At 40.2% G+C, this 17868-nt stretch carries 27 protein-coding genes; 26 read left to right on the plus strand and 1 reads right to left on the minus strand.

The annotated features are described in order from the left end of the window. Positions 1-31: 31 nt before the first annotated feature. From adhP to FQT67_RS00395, 3 genes are all read left to right on the plus strand, one after another. Complete coding sequence (adhP, locus tag FQT67_RS00385; protein WP_003061206.1) at positions 32-1048, plus strand: alcohol dehydrogenase AdhP; 1017 nt, start codon at positions 32-34, stop codon at positions 1046-1048. Between the two features lie 191 nt (positions 1049-1239). Next, positions 1240-2724 carry a threonine synthase gene (gene thrC / locus FQT67_RS00390; RefSeq protein WP_049519784.1) on the plus strand — a complete coding sequence of 495 codons (1485 nt, stop codon included), beginning with the start codon at positions 1240-1242 and terminating at the stop codon, positions 2722-2724. 39 nt (positions 2725-2763) lie between these two features. Beyond that, positions 2764-4053 carry an MATE family efflux transporter gene (locus FQT67_RS00395; RefSeq protein WP_046177506.1) on the plus strand — a complete coding sequence of 430 codons (1290 nt, stop codon included), beginning with the start codon at positions 2764-2766 and terminating at the stop codon, positions 4051-4053. On the opposite strand, the gene FQT67_RS00400 is transcribed toward FQT67_RS00395, so the two are convergent. Next, entirely contained in the window at positions 4009-5031 is a 1023-nt protein-coding gene (locus FQT67_RS00400) for an IS30-like element IS1239 family transposase (protein WP_143936355.1), read from the minus strand. The genes FQT67_RS00395 and FQT67_RS00400 overlap by 45 nt on opposite strands. A 202-nt stretch (positions 5032-5233) precedes the next feature. Here FQT67_RS00400 and FQT67_RS00405 point away from each other — a divergent pair, with 202 nt between their 5' ends. From FQT67_RS00405 to secY, 23 genes are all read left to right on the plus strand, one after another. After that, a complete protein-coding gene (locus FQT67_RS00405) occupies positions 5234-6256 on the plus strand; it encodes an IS30 family transposase (RefSeq protein WP_172601554.1) in 1023 nt (340 codons plus the stop codon). Positions 6257-6509: 253 nt separating this feature from the next. Then, the gene (rpsJ, locus tag FQT67_RS00410) at positions 6510-6818 is read left to right on the plus strand and encodes a 30S ribosomal protein S10 (RefSeq protein ID WP_003046044.1); all 309 of its coding nucleotides are present in this window, start codon (positions 6510-6512) and stop codon (positions 6816-6818) included. A 105-nt stretch (positions 6819-6923) separates the two neighbouring features. Further along, positions 6924-7550: a 50S ribosomal protein L3 gene (gene rplC, locus FQT67_RS00415; protein WP_002986659.1), complete on the plus strand. Its 627-nt coding sequence runs from the start codon at positions 6924-6926 to the stop codon at positions 7548-7550. Between the two features lie 23 nt (positions 7551-7573). After that, the gene (rplD, locus tag FQT67_RS00420; protein ID WP_002986657.1) at positions 7574-8197 is read left to right on the plus strand and encodes a 50S ribosomal protein L4; all 624 of its coding nucleotides are present in this window, start codon (positions 7574-7576) and stop codon (positions 8195-8197) included. After that, on the plus strand, positions 8197-8493 hold the full coding sequence (locus FQT67_RS00425) for a 50S ribosomal protein L23 (RefSeq protein WP_002986656.1): 297 nt from the start codon (positions 8197-8199) through the stop codon (positions 8491-8493). Before rplD ends, FQT67_RS00425 begins: the two co-directional genes overlap by 1 nt. A gap of 17 nt (positions 8494-8510) precedes the next feature. Beyond that, positions 8511-9344, plus strand: a complete 834-nt coding sequence (gene rplB / locus FQT67_RS00430; RefSeq protein ID WP_002986654.1) for a 50S ribosomal protein L2 — start codon at positions 8511-8513, stop codon at positions 9342-9344. Positions 9345-9482: 138 nt separating this feature from the next. Further along, positions 9483-9761 carry a 30S ribosomal protein S19 gene (gene rpsS / locus FQT67_RS00435; RefSeq protein WP_000533765.1) on the plus strand — a complete coding sequence of 93 codons (279 nt, stop codon included), beginning with the start codon at positions 9483-9485 and terminating at the stop codon, positions 9759-9761. Between the two features lie 15 nt (positions 9762-9776). Beyond that, positions 9777-10121, plus strand: coding sequence for a 50S ribosomal protein L22 (rplV, locus tag FQT67_RS00440; RefSeq protein ID WP_002986651.1), 345 nt, complete (start codon positions 9777-9779; stop codon positions 10119-10121). Positions 10122-10133: 12 nt separating this feature from the next. Continuing rightward, positions 10134-10787 carry a 30S ribosomal protein S3 gene (gene rpsC, locus FQT67_RS00445; RefSeq protein WP_003046050.1) on the plus strand — a complete coding sequence of 218 codons (654 nt, stop codon included), beginning with the start codon at positions 10134-10136 and terminating at the stop codon, positions 10785-10787. Positions 10788-10790: 3 nt separating this feature from the next. Then, complete coding sequence (gene rplP / locus FQT67_RS00450; protein ID WP_003049114.1) at positions 10791-11204, plus strand: 50S ribosomal protein L16; 414 nt, start codon at positions 10791-10793, stop codon at positions 11202-11204. A gap of 9 nt (positions 11205-11213) precedes the next feature. After that, positions 11214-11420 (plus strand): 50S ribosomal protein L29, encoded by a 207-nt coding sequence (gene rpmC / locus FQT67_RS00455; RefSeq protein ID WP_003046054.1) that lies wholly within the window; start codon positions 11214-11216, stop codon positions 11418-11420. Positions 11421-11444: 24 nt separating this feature from the next. After that, positions 11445-11708 (plus strand): 30S ribosomal protein S17, encoded by a 264-nt coding sequence (rpsQ, locus tag FQT67_RS00460; RefSeq protein ID WP_196771775.1) that lies wholly within the window; start codon positions 11445-11447, stop codon positions 11706-11708. Between the two features lie 24 nt (positions 11709-11732). Then, positions 11733-12101, plus strand: coding sequence for a 50S ribosomal protein L14 (gene rplN, locus FQT67_RS00465; RefSeq protein ID WP_000615920.1), 369 nt, complete (start codon positions 11733-11735; stop codon positions 12099-12101). Positions 12102-12184: 83 nt separating this feature from the next. Further along, positions 12185-12490, plus strand: coding sequence for a 50S ribosomal protein L24 (rplX, locus tag FQT67_RS00470; RefSeq protein ID WP_003046059.1), 306 nt, complete (start codon positions 12185-12187; stop codon positions 12488-12490). Between the two features lie 23 nt (positions 12491-12513). Further along, positions 12514-13056 (plus strand): 50S ribosomal protein L5, encoded by a 543-nt coding sequence (gene rplE, locus FQT67_RS00475; RefSeq protein ID WP_003046060.1) that lies wholly within the window; start codon positions 12514-12516, stop codon positions 13054-13056. A 15-nt stretch (positions 13057-13071) separates the two neighbouring features. After that, a complete protein-coding gene (locus FQT67_RS00480; protein WP_002987746.1) occupies positions 13072-13257 on the plus strand; it encodes a type Z 30S ribosomal protein S14 in 186 nt (61 codons plus the stop codon). A gap of 207 nt (positions 13258-13464) precedes the next feature. After that, the gene (gene rpsH, locus FQT67_RS00485) at positions 13465-13863 is read left to right on the plus strand and encodes a 30S ribosomal protein S8 (RefSeq protein WP_003049119.1); all 399 of its coding nucleotides are present in this window, start codon (positions 13465-13467) and stop codon (positions 13861-13863) included. 201 nt (positions 13864-14064) lie between these two features. Next, positions 14065-14601: a 50S ribosomal protein L6 gene (gene rplF / locus FQT67_RS00490; protein WP_003049121.1), complete on the plus strand. Its 537-nt coding sequence runs from the start codon at positions 14065-14067 to the stop codon at positions 14599-14601. 104 nt (positions 14602-14705) lie between these two features. Further along, entirely contained in the window at positions 14706-15062 is a 357-nt protein-coding gene (rplR, locus tag FQT67_RS00495) for a 50S ribosomal protein L18 (RefSeq protein ID WP_003046068.1), read from the plus strand. A gap of 18 nt (positions 15063-15080) precedes the next feature. After that, on the plus strand, positions 15081-15575 hold the full coding sequence (rpsE, locus tag FQT67_RS00500; protein WP_003046070.1) for a 30S ribosomal protein S5: 495 nt from the start codon (positions 15081-15083) through the stop codon (positions 15573-15575). Positions 15576-15589: 14 nt separating this feature from the next. Continuing rightward, a complete protein-coding gene (rpmD, locus tag FQT67_RS00505) occupies positions 15590-15772 on the plus strand; it encodes a 50S ribosomal protein L30 (RefSeq protein ID WP_046177519.1) in 183 nt (60 codons plus the stop codon). Between the two features lie 214 nt (positions 15773-15986). Further along, positions 15987-16427, plus strand: coding sequence for a 50S ribosomal protein L15 (gene rplO / locus FQT67_RS00510; RefSeq protein WP_046177520.1), 441 nt, complete (start codon positions 15987-15989; stop codon positions 16425-16427). Positions 16428-16443: 16 nt separating this feature from the next. Next, positions 16444-17748, plus strand: coding sequence for a preprotein translocase subunit SecY (secY, locus tag FQT67_RS00515; RefSeq protein ID WP_041788710.1), 1305 nt, complete (start codon positions 16444-16446; stop codon positions 17746-17748). Positions 17749-17868: the final 120 nt, after the last annotated feature.

The raw sequence follows: 17868 nt of genomic DNA on the forward strand, positions 1-17868 counted from the left end.
ACAATTAAACATTAAAATATGGAGGACTTATATGAAAGCCGTAGTTGTTAATGAAGCTAGTACAGGTGTTGAAGTTGTTGATCATGAAATGCCATCAATTGGGCACGGAGAAGCACTTGTTAAAGTCGAATACTGTGGTGTTTGCCATACAGATTTGCACGTAGCGCATGGCGATTTTGGACAAGTTCCTGGGCGTATTCTAGGCCATGAAGGCATTGGTATCGTCGAAGAAATTGGTGAAGGTGTAACCTCATTACAAGTTGGTGATCGTGTCTCTATTGCTTGGTTCTTTGAGGGTTGTGGCCATTGTGAATATTGTACGACTGGTCGTGAAACTCTCTGCCGTTCTGTTAAAAATGCAGGTTACAGCGTTGATGGAGGAATGAGCGAATATGCTGTCGTAACAGCTGATTACGCTGTAAAAGTCCCTGAAGGACTTGATCCTGCCCAAGCTTCATCAATCACATGTGCGGGTGTCACTACTTATAAAGCTATCAAAGAAGCGGGTGCTGCTCCAGGTCAATGGATTGTTATTTTTGGTGCTGGGGGTCTTGGAAACCTAGCTGTTCAATACGCTAAGAAAGTCTTTAATGCTCATGTTGTCGCAGTCGATATCAACAATGATAAACTAGAGTTGGCTAAAGAAGTCGGCGCTGATATTGTGGTTAATGGTAAAGAAATTGAAGATGTTCCAGGTTATATTCAGGAAAAAACAGGTGGAGCCCATGGTGTCGTTGTAACAGCTGTTTCCAAAGTTGCCTTTAACCAAGCGATTGATAGCGTCCGTGCAGGAGGAACTGTTGTAGCTGTAGGCCTTCCATCAGAATACATGGAACTGTCTATCGTAAAAACTGTTTTAGATGGTATCAAAGTGGTCGGATCACTTGTAGGGACACGTAAAGACTTGGAAGAAGCCTTTGCCTTTGGTGCAGAAGGTCTGGTTGTTCCGGTTGTCGAAAAAGTTCCAGTTGATACTGCTCCAGATGTCTTTGATGAAATGGAACGTGGCTTGATTCAAGGACGCAAAGTTTTGGATTTTACTCGCTAAGAGACTAAAATATGAAGTATTATCTAGCAATGGCTTCGTTTGCTGGAGTAATTCTTAAATTGTACCATGCAGTAGCATTCTTGAGTAAGAGAGCTTCTCTCTACTTGAGAATGCTTTTTTATTTTTTAGAAGTTTTAAAAATGGAGAATATATTATATAATGGAAAAAATAAAGATAGGTAGGGTAGAGCGATGCCGATGATGTACCAATCAACACGAGATCAAGAGAATAAAGTGACGGCAAGTCAAGCTATTTTGCAAGGTTTAGCTGCAGATGGAGGATTATTTACACCTGTTAGTTTTCCTAAGTTAGCATTGTCATTTAACAAGCTTAAAGATGAAAGTTATCAAGCCATTGCCAAGCTAGTGCTATCCGCTTTTTTTGATGATTTTACTGAAGATGAAATTGAGTACTGTATCAGCTCAGCTTATGGTGATAAATTTGACACCTCTCTTATTGCACCAGTAGTTTCTCTAACAGACTCTCATCACTTGGAATTGTTTCACGGAACAACGATTGCTTTCAAAGATATGGCTCTGTCTATTTTGCCTTATCTTTTGACCACTGCAGCTAAAAAGCAAGGCGTGGAACAGAAAATTGTGATTTTAACAGCTACTTCTGGAGATACAGGTAAAGCTGCTATGGCAGGTTTTGCAGATGTTCCTGGAACAGAAATTATTGTTTTTTATCCTCACGCAGGTGTTAGTAAGATTCAAGAATTACAAATGACAACTCAAGTTGGAGAAAATACTCACGTTGTTGCCATTGAGGGGAATTTTGATGATGCTCAAACAGATGTGAAACGTATGTTTAATGACCCTGACTTGGCTCAGAAATTAGCAGCTCGCGGGATGCAACTCTCATCTGCAAACTCCATGAATATTGGTCGTCTTATTCCACAAGTGGTTTATTATATTTATGCTTATGCTCAATTGGTTAAAGCTGGTCAGATTGAAGCAGGTCAAAACATTAATATTACGGTTCCTACTGGTAATTTTGGGAATATTTTAGCTGCTTATTATGCCAAGAAAATTGGTCTACCTGTAGCAACATTTATTTGTGCTTCTAATGAGAACAGGGTCTTAACGGATTTCTTTACCAGTGGTATCTATGATAAAAAACGGCCCTTCAAAATCACAACAAGTCCTTCTATGGATATTTTGGTATCATCTAATTTAGAACGTCTTGTTTTCCATTTAGTAGGGGATAATGCTGAAAAAACCAAATGTTTAATGGATGCTCTAACAAGAAATGGATCCTACGAATTACAAGATAGTGATGAGGCTATTTTTTCTCAGTTTGTTGCTGGTTTTGCCACAGAAGCAGAAACAGCGGCTGAAATTAAACGAGTATTTGAGTTAGACGATTATGTTATGGATCCTCATACCGCAGTTGCTTCGGCAGTTTATCAAAATTATCGTCACGAGACAGGGGATGACACACCGACACTCATTGCCTCAACAGCCAGTCCTTATAAATTTCCGGGTGTTGTAGTAGAAGCAATTACTGGAGAACCGGTCGCCGATGACTTTGAAGCAGTGAGTCAACTTAAGCAGCTTTCTCACGTGGTACAACCAAAAGCTGTGATAGGATTGCAAAACGCAAGGGTTCGGCACCGTCTGCTTGTGAAAACGGCAGATATGCAGACAGCTGTTGAAAATTATCTTGGTCTGTAAAACGGAGCCGACAAGGCTCCTTTAGTTTGGAAATGATAAATGACATATAATAGAAGAAAATTGCTTTCTTTGGCTTTGCCTTCAATGGCAGAAAATATTTTACAAATGGTAATGGGGATGGTTGATAACTACCTTGTCGCTCAAATTGGCTTAGTGGCAGTTTCAGGTGTTTCCATAGCCAATAATATTATTACTATTTATCAAGCTCTTTATATTGCTCTAGGAGCTGCTATATCTAGCTTGATTGCTCGAAGTATTGGAGAACACAATCAAAACAAACAGTTAAATGATATCGCTGATGCCCTCCGACTAACCTTAGGGGTATCTATCCTTCTTGGGCTTTTCTCAGTCCTTGGTCGCCGACAGATTTTAAAAGTGTTAGGAGCTGATGATAGCCTCACCCTAATTGGAAGCCAGTATTTAGCGATTGTTGGCGGTATGATTGTGAGTTTAGGGCTTTTGACAATTTTAGGAGCTATTGTTCGTGCTCAAGGAAAGCCTCGTATCCCTATGCAAGTTAGTTTTTTAATAAATCTGCTGAATGCTGTTTTCTCTGCTTTATCCATCTACGTTTGGGGCTTCGGACTTGCGGGGGTTGCCTGGGCAACTGTTCTATCTCGTTTAGTAGGTGTACTTTTGCTTTGTCGCTTTGTTCCTATAAAAAGCGTTGTGAGACGATTGGCGAGACCTATAGATAAAACGATTTTTAATCTCTCCTTACCTACTGCCGGTGAACGTTTGATGATGAGGGCAGGAGATGTTCTGATTACGATTATTATTGTACACTTTGGAACAACCGTTTTAGCAGGAAATGCAATTGGAGAAGCACTAACTCAGTTTAATTACATGCCTGGGCTTGCTATGTCAACGGCTACGGTCATTCTAGTCGCTGGTCAATTAGGAAGTGGAAAAGGAGCAGATATTAGATGTACGATTAGAGAATCGTTTCTTTTATCAACTCTGATGATGTTCACCATGGGAATTCTAACCTATTTGCTCGGTCCCCTCTTATTGAATATGTTCACTCAAAATCCTCATGCTCGTGACTCGGCCATGATTGTCCTTCTTTTTTCACTATTAGGAGCTCCTGCAACAGCGGGGACTTTAGTTTACACGGCTGCTTGGCAGGGGATTGGAAGACCTCAACTTCCTTTTTACGCAACCACTATAGGAATGTGGTTGATTCGTATTGTTCTTGGTTATCTTCTTGGAGTTGTCTGCCAAATGGGGTTGATGGGAGTTTGGGTAGCAACTGTTTTAGACAATTCTGCTAGATGGCTGATTTTATCGAGACAATTTAAGAAATACCAGCAGATTGCTTTTCACTAGAAAGGCGCTAAATTTCAAGTTGAAGTTAGCCAGTTTTAACATTTCTACTAGCGACTTGTAGTTGAAGAGTCGTTTAGGATAATGATTGATCCAATGTTCAATAGCAGCGACTTCTTTAGGGGTCGTTGTTTTGGTACCTTTAGGGAGCCATCTGCGAATCAGGCGATTATGGTTTTCGTTAGTGCCTCTCTCCCATGACGCATAGGGATGGGCATAGTAGATGTCACTTGCTGGAAAGACATCTGATAAGCGAGAAAATTCTGTCCCGTTGTCTGCTGTGATAGAGTTGACGGTGTAGTCTTTTAGAATCCCCGTAAGAGCTTTATTGACGGCTTGAGCAGACTTATCCGGTATTAATCGAATCAGCTGATGACGTGTTTTCCTGTCCGTTAGGGTGAGTAAGCATTGATTTTTAGCCCTCGTCAGAATGACTGTATCAATCTCATAATGCCCAGCTTCAAGACGTTGGTTAATGCTATCTGGGCGTTGTTCAATACTCTTTCCTGCGGGTTTAAAATAAGGACTGGCATGTTTTCTAGCCTGCTTAGCCTTTCTCGGATAAAGCATAGCCTCCTTACCAAGACTTAATTTCCCATGATGAATCCAGTAATAGATGGTAGATACAGGGACTTGAACTCCCTTAGCTTTAACTATCATCTCAGGGGAATAGTTCTGACGCATGTAGTGTTCAATAGCCTCCCTATCTTGCTTACGCTGTCTAATGGGTCTAACAGAACGCTTGCGATTTTCTTGATAGACCAACTGAGCATGTTGAGCAGAATAAACGGCTTCAAACTTTCCTTTACGAACCTGTTGCCTAACCAATCCTCGCTTGATTTCATTATGAATGGTCTGGGGAGCCTTACCTAGTAAGCGAGCAATTTCACGATTAGAGCGACCTTCCAGCTTCCAGCGTTGAATTTGCTGACGCTCATGGATTGTCAATTGTTTGCCTTTTGGTGTATAATAATCTTGCATCTTTTTGAGTTTCCTTGTGTTTGTGGTGAACTACAAGTATACCTCTTAGAGGTGCTTTTTTCATACCTAAAAAGTGGCTAAGTTCATTTTAGAAGTTTTCGAAAGAAAAAATAATCCCGCGTTGTAAAATGAAGTGCAACAAAAAAGACATGTTTGTCTGATATACTAGAATTCCCCAATTCAGTATGGAAAGCAGATGAACATGTCTAATATTAATTCTACCAGAAAATCCTCCTATTCTCATCTTTCAGCCACAGAACGGGGTGAAATTGCTGCTTATCCTAAAATGAGAGAGCAACCCGTTGATATTGCTCGACTCCTGGGTTGTCACTGTTCTACAATCTGCCGAGAAATAAAACGTTGTTCAGTAGAACAGGTAAAGGATAAGAATGGAAAACAAACCTTCTTCAACGCCTATTTTGCTGATAGTGGACAACGTGTCTATGAAACCAATCGTCAAAAGAGTTCTTACCTCAAATTGAATGGCTGCTCCACTAGGTTCATTGCACAATTAGAATCTGCCTTGACGGCTAACATTCGTCTCCATAGTGTGGATAGTTTTGTTCAGACTTACAAAGTAAACCATCCTGAAGAAGTCGTCCCCTATACCAAAACGATTTATCGTTATATCAAAGAGGGGTTGTTAGCTATTAAACCAATCGATTTGCCTAAGATGGTTAGTATCAGAAAACGTTCTAAGAAAGTCATGAAGACGAATAAGAAGACTTTAGGTAAATCTATCGAAGAACGTCCAGAATATATTAATGATCGTTCTGAATTTGGGCATTGGGAGATTGATTTGATTCTCGGCAAGAAAACCAAAGGTGAAGCTGTTATGTTGACTTTGGTAGAGCGCCAGACACGCTATGCACTAGGAGTTAAGCTAGAAGACAAGCAGTCCCAAACCATTAACCGCGCTGTCACGCATCTCATCAGTCAGTATCCTATTGCATCCATCACAGCGGATAATGGTTCTGAGTTTAGTTTACTCTCAACCTTAGAAGCTGTTGACGTTTACTTTGCACATCCCTATTCTTCACATGAGAGAGGAACAAACGAGAACTTCAATGGCCTCCTCAGAGAATATGTCCCTAAAGGAATCTCACTTAATCCACTAACCTCTGAAGAACTTGACAATTATCTTACAGTCATCAATGAGCGCCCAAGACGACTTCTTCAATATCAATCCTCAACATTCCTGTTTGAGCTAGCCCGAACAACTTAACCTCTGGAACTCTAGTTATCTATGAACTGGTTGCACTTGACTTGACAACTTGCGAAGGCAATCTTTTTTTAAAAAATATGCCTAAAAAGCTTGCATTGAATGAGTGATTCTGTTATTATATTATGGTGCTGTAAAAATACAGCTTTAGCTATGATACGAGAGGTTGCGACACACTCGGTTGCATTGCCACGCAACAGGTGTCGGTTTTCTCGAGGAGCTAGCCTATTATCGTAAATAGACGAGAGGAGAAAAGATGGCAAACAAAAAAATCCGTATCCGTTTGAAAGCGTACGAACACCGTACACTTGACACAGCGGCAGAAAAAATCGTTGAAACTGCAACACGTACAGGTGCTACTGTAGCTGGACCAGTTCCACTTCCAACAGAACGTAGTCTTTATACAATTATTCGTGCGACTCACAAATACAAAGATTCTCGCGAACAATTTGAAATGCGTACACACAAACGTCTTATCGACATCGTGAACCCAACTCAAAAGACTGTTGACGCTCTTATGAAATTGGATCTTCCAAGTGGTGTTAACGTAGAAATCAAACTTTAATTTGATTTCTGAGCACAAAAAACGCTCGTAAAAAACTTTTTTGAGCATGAAAAACGCTCATAAAAAACTTTTTGAAATATTATTAAGAAAAGGAAATATTTTCTCATGACAAAAGGAATCTTAGGGAAAAAAGTGGGAATGACTCAAATCTTCACTGAATCAGGCGAATTCATCCCTGTTACTGTCATTGAAGCAACTCCAAACGTTGTGCTTCAAGTTAAAACTGTTGAAACAGACGGTTACGAAGCAGTTCAGGTTGGTTTTGATGACAAACGTGAAGTCTTGAGTAACAAACCTGCCAAAGGCCATGTTGCAAAAGCAAACACAGCTCCTAAGCGCTTCATTCGTGAATTCAAAAACATTGAAGGCTTAGAAGTTGGTGCAGAATTATCTGTAGAACAATTTGAAGCTGGTGATGTTGTTGACGTCACAGGGACATCAAAAGGTAAAGGTTTCCAAGGTGTTATCAAACGCCATGGTCAATCACGTGGTCCTATGGCTCACGGTTCTCGTTACCATCGTCGCCCAGGTTCTATGGGACCTGTTGCGCCTAACCGCGTTTTCAAAAACAAACGCTTGGCAGGACGTATGGGTGGTAACCGTGTAACAGTTCAAAACCTTGAAATTGTACAAGTTATCCCAGAAAAGAACGTTATCCTTGTTAAAGGTAACGTACCAGGTGCTAAGAAATCTCTTATCACTATCAAGTCAGCAGTTAAAGCTGCTAAATAATAAGAAAGGAGAAAACAGTTAAAATGGCAAACGTAAAACTATTTGACCAAACTGGTAAAGAAGTTAGCTCAGTTGAATTAAACGACGCTATCTTCGGTATCGAACCAAACGAATCAGTTGTTTTTGATGTTGTAATTAGCCAACGCGCTAGCCTTCGCCAAGGTACTCATGCGGTTAAAAACCGTTCAGCAGTATCAGGTGGTGGACGTAAACCATGGCGTCAAAAAGGAACTGGGCGTGCTCGTCAAGGTTCTATCCGCTCACCACAATGGCGTGGTGGTGGTGTTGTCTTCGGACCAACTCCACGTTCATACGGATACAAACTTCCACAAAAAGTTCGTCGCCTTGCGTTGAAATCAGTTTACTCAGCAAAAGTTGCTGAAGATAAATTTGTAGCTGTAGAAGGCCTTTCATTTGCAGCACCAAAAACTGCTGAATTTGCAAAAGTGCTTTCAGCTCTTAGCATTGATACAAAAGTACTTGTTCTTGTTGAAGAAGGAAATGAATTTGCAGCACTTTCTGCACGTAACCTTCCAAACGTAACTGTTGCAACTGCAGCAACTGCAAGTGTTCTTGATATCGTGAACGCAGACAAACTTCTTGTTACTAAAGAAGCAATCTCTACAATTGAGGAGGTTCTTGCATAATGAATTTGTACGACGTAATCAAAAAACCAGTTATCACTGAGAAGTCAATGATTGCTCTTGAAGCAGGCAAATACACTTTCGAAGTTGATACTCGTGCACACAAACTTTTGATCAAACAAGCTGTTGAAGCTGCCTTTGACGGAGTTAAAGTTGCAAGTGTAAACACTGTTAACGTTAAACCAAAAGCAAAACGCGTTGGTCGTTACACAGGTTTCACTTCAAAAACTAAAAAAGCTATCATCACTCTTACAGCTGATTCTAAAGCAATCGAGTTGTTCGCAGCTGAAGCTGAATAATCTAAGGAGGAAATAACGTGGGTATTAAAGTTTATAAACCAACGACAAATGGCCGTCGTAACATGACTTCTTTGGATTTCGCAGAAATCACAACAAGCACGCCTGAGAAATCATTGCTTGTTTCTCTTAAGAGCAAAGCTGGTCGTAACAACAATGGTCGCATCACAGTTCGTCACCAAGGTGGTGGACACAAACGTCATTATCGTTTGATTGACTTCAAACGTAACAAAGACGGTGTTGAAGCAGTTGTTAAAACAATCGAATACGATCCAAACCGTACTGCAAACATCGCACTTGTACATTATACTGACGGTGTGAAAGCTTACATCATTGCACCTAAAGGTCTTGAAGTAGGTCAACGTATTGTTTCTGGTCCAGATGCGGATATCAAAGTTGGTAACGCACTTCCATTAGCAAACATTCCTGTCGGTACAGTTGTTCACAACATTGAATTGAAACCTGGTAAAGGTGGAGAACTTGTTCGTGCAGCTGGAGCTTCTGCTCAAGTACTTGGTCAAGAAGGTAAATACGTTCTTGTTCGTCTTCAATCAGGCGAAGTTCGTATGATTCTTGGTACATGCCGTGCAACTATCGGTACTGTTGGTAACGAACAACAATCACTTGTTAATATTGGTAAAGCAGGACGTAGCCGTTGGAAAGGTATCCGCCCAACAGTTCGTGGTTCTGTAATGAACCCTAACGATCACCCGCACGGTGGTGGTGAAGGTAAAGCACCAGTTGGACGTAAAGCGCCATCAACTCCATGGGGTAAACCAGCGCTTGGTCTTAAAACTCGTAACAAGAAAGCTAAATCAGACAAACTTATCGTTCGTCGTCGTAACGAAAAATAATTTTAGTAAGTCGCTTAAAACTTGCTGAAATAGCGTTACAATAGCTTTGCTATTCATTCCGCCAACTCGGTAGAGTTTAGAGTCTGGCTCTTGGACTCAAGCCGCTGTGGTACATTATTTAAAGGAGAAAACTACAAAATGGGACGTAGTCTTAAAAAAGGACCTTTCGTCGATGAGCATTTGATGAAAAAAGTTGAAGCTCAAGCAAACGACGAAAAGAAAAAAGTAATCAAAACTTGGTCACGTCGTTCAACGATTTTCCCAAGTTTCATCGGATATACAATCGCAGTTTATGATGGACGTAAACATGTACCTGTTTACATCCAAGAAGACATGGTAGGTCACAAGCTTGGTGAGTTTGCACCAACTCGTACTTACAAAGGTCACGCAGCTGACGACAAGAAAACACGTCGTTAATAGGAGGAGGACACAATGGCAGAAATTACTTCAGCTAAAGCAATGGCTCGTACAGTGCGTGTTTCACCTCGTAAAACACGTTTAGTACTTGATCTTATCCGCGGTAAGAAAGTTGCTGACGCAATCGCAATCTTAAAATTCACTCCAAACAAAGCAGCTCGTGTTATTGAGAAAACTCTTAACTCAGCAATTGCTAACGCAGAAAACAACTTTGGTTTGGAAAAAGCTAACTTGGTAGTATCTGAAACATTCGCTAACGAAGGACCAACAATGAAACGTTTCCGTCCACGTGCGAAAGGTTCAGCTTCACCAATCAACAAACGTACAACTCACGTAACAGTAGTTGTATCAGAAAAATAAGGAGGTAAAATCGTGGGTCAAAAAGTACATCCAATTGGTATGCGTGTCGGTATCATCCGTGACTGGGATGCGAAATGGTATGCTGAAAAAGAATACGCGGATTACCTTCATGAAGATCTTGCAATCCGTAAATTCATTAACAAAGAATTGGCAGAAGCTTCAGTTTCAACAATCGAAATTGAACGCGCTGTAAACAAAGTTATTGTTTCACTTCACACTGCAAAACCAGGTATGGTTATCGGTAAAGGTGGCGCAAACGTTGACGCACTTCGCGCTCAACTTAACAAATTAACTGGAAAACAAGTACACATCAACATCATCGAAATCAAACAACCTGATCTTGATGCTCACCTTGTTGGTGAAAACATTGCTCGTCAACTTGAGCAACGTGTTGCTTTCCGTCGTGCTCAAAAACAAGCAATCCAACGTACAATGCGTGCTGGAGCTAAAGGGATTAAAACTCAAGTTTCAGGTCGTTTGAACGGTGCTGATATCGCTCGTGCAGAAGGTTACTCAGAAGGAACTGTTCCTCTTCATACCCTTCGTGCGGATATCGATTACGCTTGGGAAGAAGCAGACACTACATACGGTAAACTTGGTGTTAAAGTTTGGATCTATCGTGGTGAAGTTCTTCCAGCTCGCAAAAACACTAAAGGAGGCAAATAACAAATGTTAGTACCTAAACGTGTTAAACACCGTCGTGAGTTCCGTGGGAAAATGCGTGGTGAAGCAAAAGGTGGAAAAACTGTAGATTTTGGTGAATATGGTCTACAAGCTGCAACTAGCTCATGGATCACTAACCGTCAAATCGAAGCTGCTCGTATCGCGATGACTCGTTACATGAAACGTGGCGGTAAAGTTTGGATTAAAATTTTCCCTCACAAATCTTACACAGCGAAAGCTATCGGGGTTCGTATGGGTTCTGGTAAAGGGGCACCTGAAGGTTGGGTAGCACCAGTTAAACGTGGTAAAGTAATGTTTGAAATCGCAGGTGTTTCTGAAGAAATCGCTCGCGAAGCACTTCGTCTTGCTAGCCACAAATTACCAGTTAAATGTAAATTCGTAAAACGTGAAGCAGAATAAGGAGAAGACATGAAACTTGAAGAAATCAAAAAGTTTGTTGCTGAGCTTCGTGGCTTGTCTCAAGAAGAGCTTGCTAAAAAAGAAAACGAACTCAAGAAAGAACTTTTCGACCTTCGTTTTCAAGCTGCAGCAGGTCAACTTGATCAAACTGCTCGTTTGAACGAAGTTAAAAAACAAATTGCACGTGTTAAAACTGTGCAATCTGAAATGAAATAATAGATTGGGAAAGGAGAAATTCTAATAATGGAACGTAATCAACGTAAAACCCTTGTTGGACGCGTAGTATCTGACAAGATGGACAAAACAATCACTGTTGTAGTTGAAACAAAACGTAACCACCCAGTCTATGGTAAACGTATCAACTATTCTAAAAAATACAAAGCACATGATGAAAAGAACCTTGCTAAAGAAGGCGATATCGTTCGTATCATGGAAACTCGTCCACTATCAGCTACAAAACGTTTCCGTCTTGTAGAAGTTGTGGAAGAAGCTGTTATTATCTAATCAAACTAAAAGGAGAAAATTGAAATGATTCAACAAGAAACTCGCTTGAAAGTTGCTGATAATAGCGGTGCTCGTGAGATCTTGACTATCAAAGTTCTTGGTGGTTCAGGACGTAAATTCGCTAACATCGGTGACGTAATCGTTGCTTCTGTCAAACAAGCTACTCCTGGTGGAGCGGTTAAAAAAGGTGACGTGGTTAAAGCTGTTATCGTTCGTACAAAAACTGGTGCTCGCCGTCCAGACGGTTCATACATCAAGTTTGACGACAACGCTGCTGTAATCATCCGTGATGACAAAACTCCTCGCGGAACTCGTATCTTCGGCCCTGTTGCACGTGAATTGCGTGAAGGTGGCTACATGAAGATTGTTTCACTTGCACCAGAAGTACTTTAATTTTTAAAATTAAACAAACTAAGTCCCCTAGGCTTACCTAGGGTGCCCATTAGGGCGTAAGAAATTAATAGGAGAAACCCAGAATGTTTGTAAAAAAAGGCGACAAAGTTCGCGTAATTGCTGGTAAGGATAAAGGCACTGAAGCCGTAGTTCTTAAAGCACTTCCAAAAGTTAACAAAGTTGTTGTTGAAGGTGTTGGAATGATCAAAAAACACCAAAAACCAAATACTGAAAACCCTCAAGGTGCTATCGTTGAAAAAGAAGCTCCAATCCATGTATCTAACGTTCAAGTTTTAGATAAAAACGGTGTGGCTGGACGTGTTGGTTATAAAGTTGTTGACGGCAAAAAAGTACGTTACAACAAAAAATCAGGCGAAGTGCTTGATTAATCACGAAGGAAAGGAGAAGCATAATGGCAAATCGTTTAAAAGAAAAATATACTAACGAAGTAATTCCTGCGTTGACAGAGAAATTCAATTACACATCAGTTATGGCTGTGCCAAAAGTTGAGAAAATCGTTCTTAACATGGGTGTTGGTGATGCTGTATCAAACGCAAAAAACCTTGAGAAAGCTGCTGCTGAATTAGCACTTATCTCTGGTCAAAAACCACTTATTACTAAAGCTAAGAAATCAATCGCTGGCTTCCGTCTTCGTGAAGGTGTTGCGATCGGTGCGAAGGTAACTCTTCGTGGCGAACGTATGTACGAGTTCCTAGACAAATTAGTTAGCGTTTCACTTCCTCGTGTTCGTGACTTCCACGGAGTTCCAACAAAATCATTTGACGGACGTGGTAACTACACTCTTGGTGTGAAAGAACAACTTATCTTCCCAGAAATCAACTTCGATGATGTTGATAAAGTGCGTGGTCTTGATATCGTAATCGTCACTACTGCAAATACTGACGAAGAATCACGTGAATTGCTTAAAGGCCTTGGAATGCCTTTTGCAAAATAATAGGGGGTAAATAAATTGGCTAAAAAATCTATGATTGCTAAGAACAAACGTCCTGCAAAACACTCTACACAAGCTTATACTCGCTGTGAAAAATGTGGACGTCCACATTCAGTTTACCGCAAGTTTAAACTTTGCCGTGTTTGCTTCCGTGAATTGGCCTACAAAGGTCAAATTCCAGGTGTTGTTAAAGCTTCTTGGTAAAAAAATGATACAAAGAGCATAGCATACAAAGTGAAAATAGAAAATCTAACAAAGACTGCTTGCATTCTAGGAAAGTTTATCTTTTTCACATAGGTTGCAGCTCGTGTCCAACTAAGCTATTCAGCCTAGTTGGACAACCCGCCCGGTCGGGCACGATTAACTAGCAAGTGATTGATTCAAACTACTAGTAAGAGGAGAAAAGATAAAATGGTTATGACTGACCCAATTGCAGACTTTTTAACACGTATCCGTAACGCTAACCAAGTGAAACACGAAGTGTTAGAAGTACCTGCTTCAAACATCAAAAAAGGGATTGCTGAAATCCTTAAACGTGAAGGTTTTGTAAAAAACGTTGAAGTTATCGAAGATGACAAACAAGGTATCATCCGTGTATTCCTTAAATATGGACAAAACGGTGAGCGCGTTATCACTAACTTGAAACGTGTATCAAAACCAGGTCTTCGTGTTTACGCAAAACGTGAAGATGTTCCTAAAGTTCTTAACGGACTTGGAATCGCAATTATTTCTACATCAGAAGGTCTTTTGACTGACAAAGAAGCTCGTCAAAAGAACGTTGGTGGAGAAGTTATCGCATACGTTTGGTAATTTAAGATACTAAGAGCGTCGTGGACAAAGTGAAAATAGGAAATCTGACGTAGAGTGTTTATACTCAAGGAAGATTTATCTTTTTCACACAGGCCACAGCTCGTGTTCAATTTTGAAATATAAATTGAAGTATATCATTCTATCAAAACCCCGTGAAAACTAGTCGCTTGGCGGCTTGATAATTTAACAGGAGAAAAAATAATGTCACGTATTGGTAATAAAGTTATTACTTTGCCAGCAGGTGTCGAAATCATTAACAATGACAACGTTGTTACTGTAAAAGGCCCTAAAGGTGAACTCACTCGTGAGTTTAACAAAAATATTGAAATCAAAGTTGAAGGAACTGAGATTACTCTTGCACGTCCTAATGACTCAAAAGAAATGAAAACAATCCATGGTACAACTCGTGCTAACTTGAATAACATGGTTGTAGGTGTTTCTGAAGGTTTCAAAAAAGATCTTGAAATGAAGGGTGTCGGTTACCGTGCTCAACTTCAAGGTACTAAACTTGTCCTTTCAGTAGGTAAATCTCACCAAGACGAAGTTGAAGCTCCAGAAGGAATTACCTTTACTGTTGCTAACCCAACTTCAATCTCAGTTGAAGGAATCAACAAAGAAGTTGTTGGTCAAACAGCTGCTTACATCCGTAGCTTGCGTTCACCAGAGCCTTATAAAGGTAAAGGGATCCGTTACGTTGGTGAATACGTACGCCTTAAAGAAGGTAAAACAGGTAAATAATGTTCTTAGTCGGGTATGGGAAGTATTGCATCTTACCATGCTTGATAAGTTCAATCGACAACTTGTCAGTGAGACAAATTGATTAAAATTAAGAGGTGAAAATTGTGATTTCGAAACCAGATAAAAACAAAATCCGCCAAAAACGCCATCGTCGCGTCCGCGGTAAACTCTCTGGAACTGCAGAACGCCCACGTTTGAACGTATTCCGTTCTAATACAGGCATCTACGCTCAAGTTATTGATGACGTAGCGGGTGTAACGCTCGCAAGTGCATCAACTCTTGATAAAGACGTTTCTAAAGGAACAAAAACAGAACAAGCCGTTGTAGTCGGCAAACTTGTTGCTGAACGTGCAGTGGCTAAAGGTATTTCTGAAGTGGTGTTTGACCGCGGTGGATATCTCTATCACGGACGTGTTAAAGCCTTGGCTGATGCAGCTCGTGAAAACGGATTGAAATTCTAATAGGGAGGACACAAAATAATGGCATTTAAAGATAATGCAGTTGAACTTGAAGAACGCGTTGTTGCGATTAACCGCGTTACAAAAGTTGTTAAAGGTGGACGTCGTCTTCGCTTTGCAGCTCTTGTAGTTGTTGGTGATGGAAATGGTCGTGTTGGATTTGGTACTGGTAAAGCTCAAGAAGTTCCAGAAGCTATCCGTAAAGCAGTTGAAGCTGCTAAGAAAAACATGATCGAAGTACCAATGGTTGGTACAACAATCCCTCACGAAGTTTACACTAACTTCGGTGGAGCTAAAGTATTGTTGAAACCAGCTGTAGAAGGTTCTGGAGTTGCTGCTGGTGGCGCAGTTCGTGCCGTCATCGAATTAGCAGGTATTGCTGATATTACTTCAAAATCTCTTGGTTCAAACACTCCAATCAACATTGTTCGTGCAACTGTTGAAGGATTGAAACAACTTAAACGTGCAGAAGAAGTTGCCGCACTTCGTGGCATTTCAGTTTCTGACTTAGCATAAGAAAGGGGATCATCATGGCTCAAATTAAAATTACTTTGGCTAAGTCTCCAATCGGACGTAAGCCAGAACAACGTAAAACTGTTGTTGCTCTTGGACTTGGTAAATTAAACTCCTCAGTAGTCAAAGAAGATAACGCTGCTATCCGTGGTATGGTGACAGCTATTTCTCACTTGGTTACCGTTGAAGACGTTAAATAAGTTATAACTGTGAAATCTCTGATTTCATAATTAAACACAAGCACAAAACCGACTCTTGTAGTTTGCTTTTTTGGCAACAAACAGTAGTCGGTTAGTGCGTATCTGTATTAAGTTATTTTGGATAACTTAATCATCATTAATGTATAGGCGAGTTTCTATGGGGAGTCCTTTCCCCTCATAGAGGCGCTAGCATTTTACAAAAAAAGGAGAAAAAATGAAGCTTCATGAATTAAAAGCTGCTGAAGGCTCACGTAAAGTACGTAACCGTGTTGGTCGCGGAACATCATCAGGTAATGGTAAAACATCTGGTCGCGGTCAAAAAGGTCAAAAAGCTCGTAGCGGTGGCGGCGTACGTTTAGGTTTTGAAGGTGGACAAACACCATTGTTCCGCCGTATTCCAAAACGTGGATTTACAAACATCAACGCTAAAGAATATGCACTTGTTAACCTTGATCAATTGAACGTTTTTGAAGATGGTACAGAAGTAACACCAGTTGTTCTTAAAGAAGCTGGACTCGTTCGTGCTGAAAAATCAGGCGTTAAAGTTCTTGGTAACGGCGAATTGACTAAAAAATTGACTGTAAAAGCAGCTAAATTCTCAAAATCTGCTGAAGCAGCGATTACTGCTAAAGGTGGTTCAATCGAAGTCATCTAATGAGGGGATACTCATTATGTTCTTAAAAATACTTAAAGACGCATTGAAGATAAAGACGGTAAGAAATAAAATTTTCTTTACTATCTTTATCATCCTTGTATTCCGAATAGGGACACACATTACTGTGCCAGGTGTAAATGCAAAAAGCTTAGAGCAACTGAGTGAACTTCCTTTCTTAAATATGTTGAATTTGGTCAGTGGGAATGCCATGAGAAATTTCTCGGTATTCTCTATGGGGGTTAGCCCTTATATCACAGCTTCGATTGTTGTTCAACTGTTACAAATGGATATTTTACCTAAGTTTGTTGAATGGGGTAAACAAGGAGAGGTGGGTCGCCGTAAATTAAATCAAGCGACACGCTATATTTCACTTGTTTTAGCTTTCGCTCAGTCAATTGGTATCACAGCAGGTTTTAACACGCTATCAAGTGTTGCTCTTGTGAAAACACCAGATGTTAAGACTTATTTGCTTATTGGAGCATTGCTCACAACAGGTAGTGTGATTGTGACCTGGCTTGGAGAACAAATCACCGATAAAGGATTTGGTAATGGAGTGTCAATGATTATCTTTGCCGGTATCATTTCCTCAATTCCCAATGCTATTGCAACTATCCGTGAAGATTATTTTGTAAATGTAAAGGCAAGTGATTTACAGTCATCTTATCTCATTGTTGGCATTTTAATCTTAGCTGTTCTTGCTATTGTTTTCTTTACGACTTACGTTCAACAAGCGGAATACAAAATTCCAATCCAATATACAAAATTGATGCAAGGTGCGCCTACAAGTTCATACCTTCCATTAAAAGTAAATCCAGCCGGCGTTATTCCCGTTATCTTTGCCAGCTCGATTACAACTATCCCAAGTACGATTATTCCTTTTGTTCAAAATGGTAGAGATATACCATGGCTAACCCGTTTACAGGAGATTTTCAATTACCAAACTCCAGTCGGAATGATGATTTATGCCGTGTTGATTATCTTGTTCTCATTCTTCTATACCTTTGTACAAGTAAATCCTGAGAAGACAGCAGAAAATCTTCAGAAGAATTCCTCATATATCCCAAGTGTTCGACCTGGACGTGAGACAGAACAATTTATGTCATCATTGCTTAAAAAATTAGCCACAGTAGGTGCTATTTTCCTAGCATTTATCTCTCTAGCTCCTATTGCAGCGCAACAAGCTCTCAACCTTTCTTCTAGTATTGCTCTAGGTGGGACAAGCTTGCTCATTTTGATTTCAACTGGTATCGAAGGCATGAAACAACTTGAAGGATACTTGCTCAAGAGAAAATATGTCGGATTTATGAATACAGCAGAATAGAATACAGGTTGACATTGTCAACCTTCTATTTTGTTTTTAAATGACAATAAGACTTCGTCGCAAAAACATTTCTTATTGCCATTTGAAAACAAAAAACCAAGGAAACTTATTTCCTGTTAT

Origin of the sequence: Streptococcus sp. NCTC 11567 (assembly GCF_902141215.1) — a bacterium.
GTDB classification, from domain to species: domain Bacteria; phylum Bacillota; class Bacilli; order Lactobacillales; family Streptococcaceae; genus Streptococcus; species Streptococcus dysgalactiae.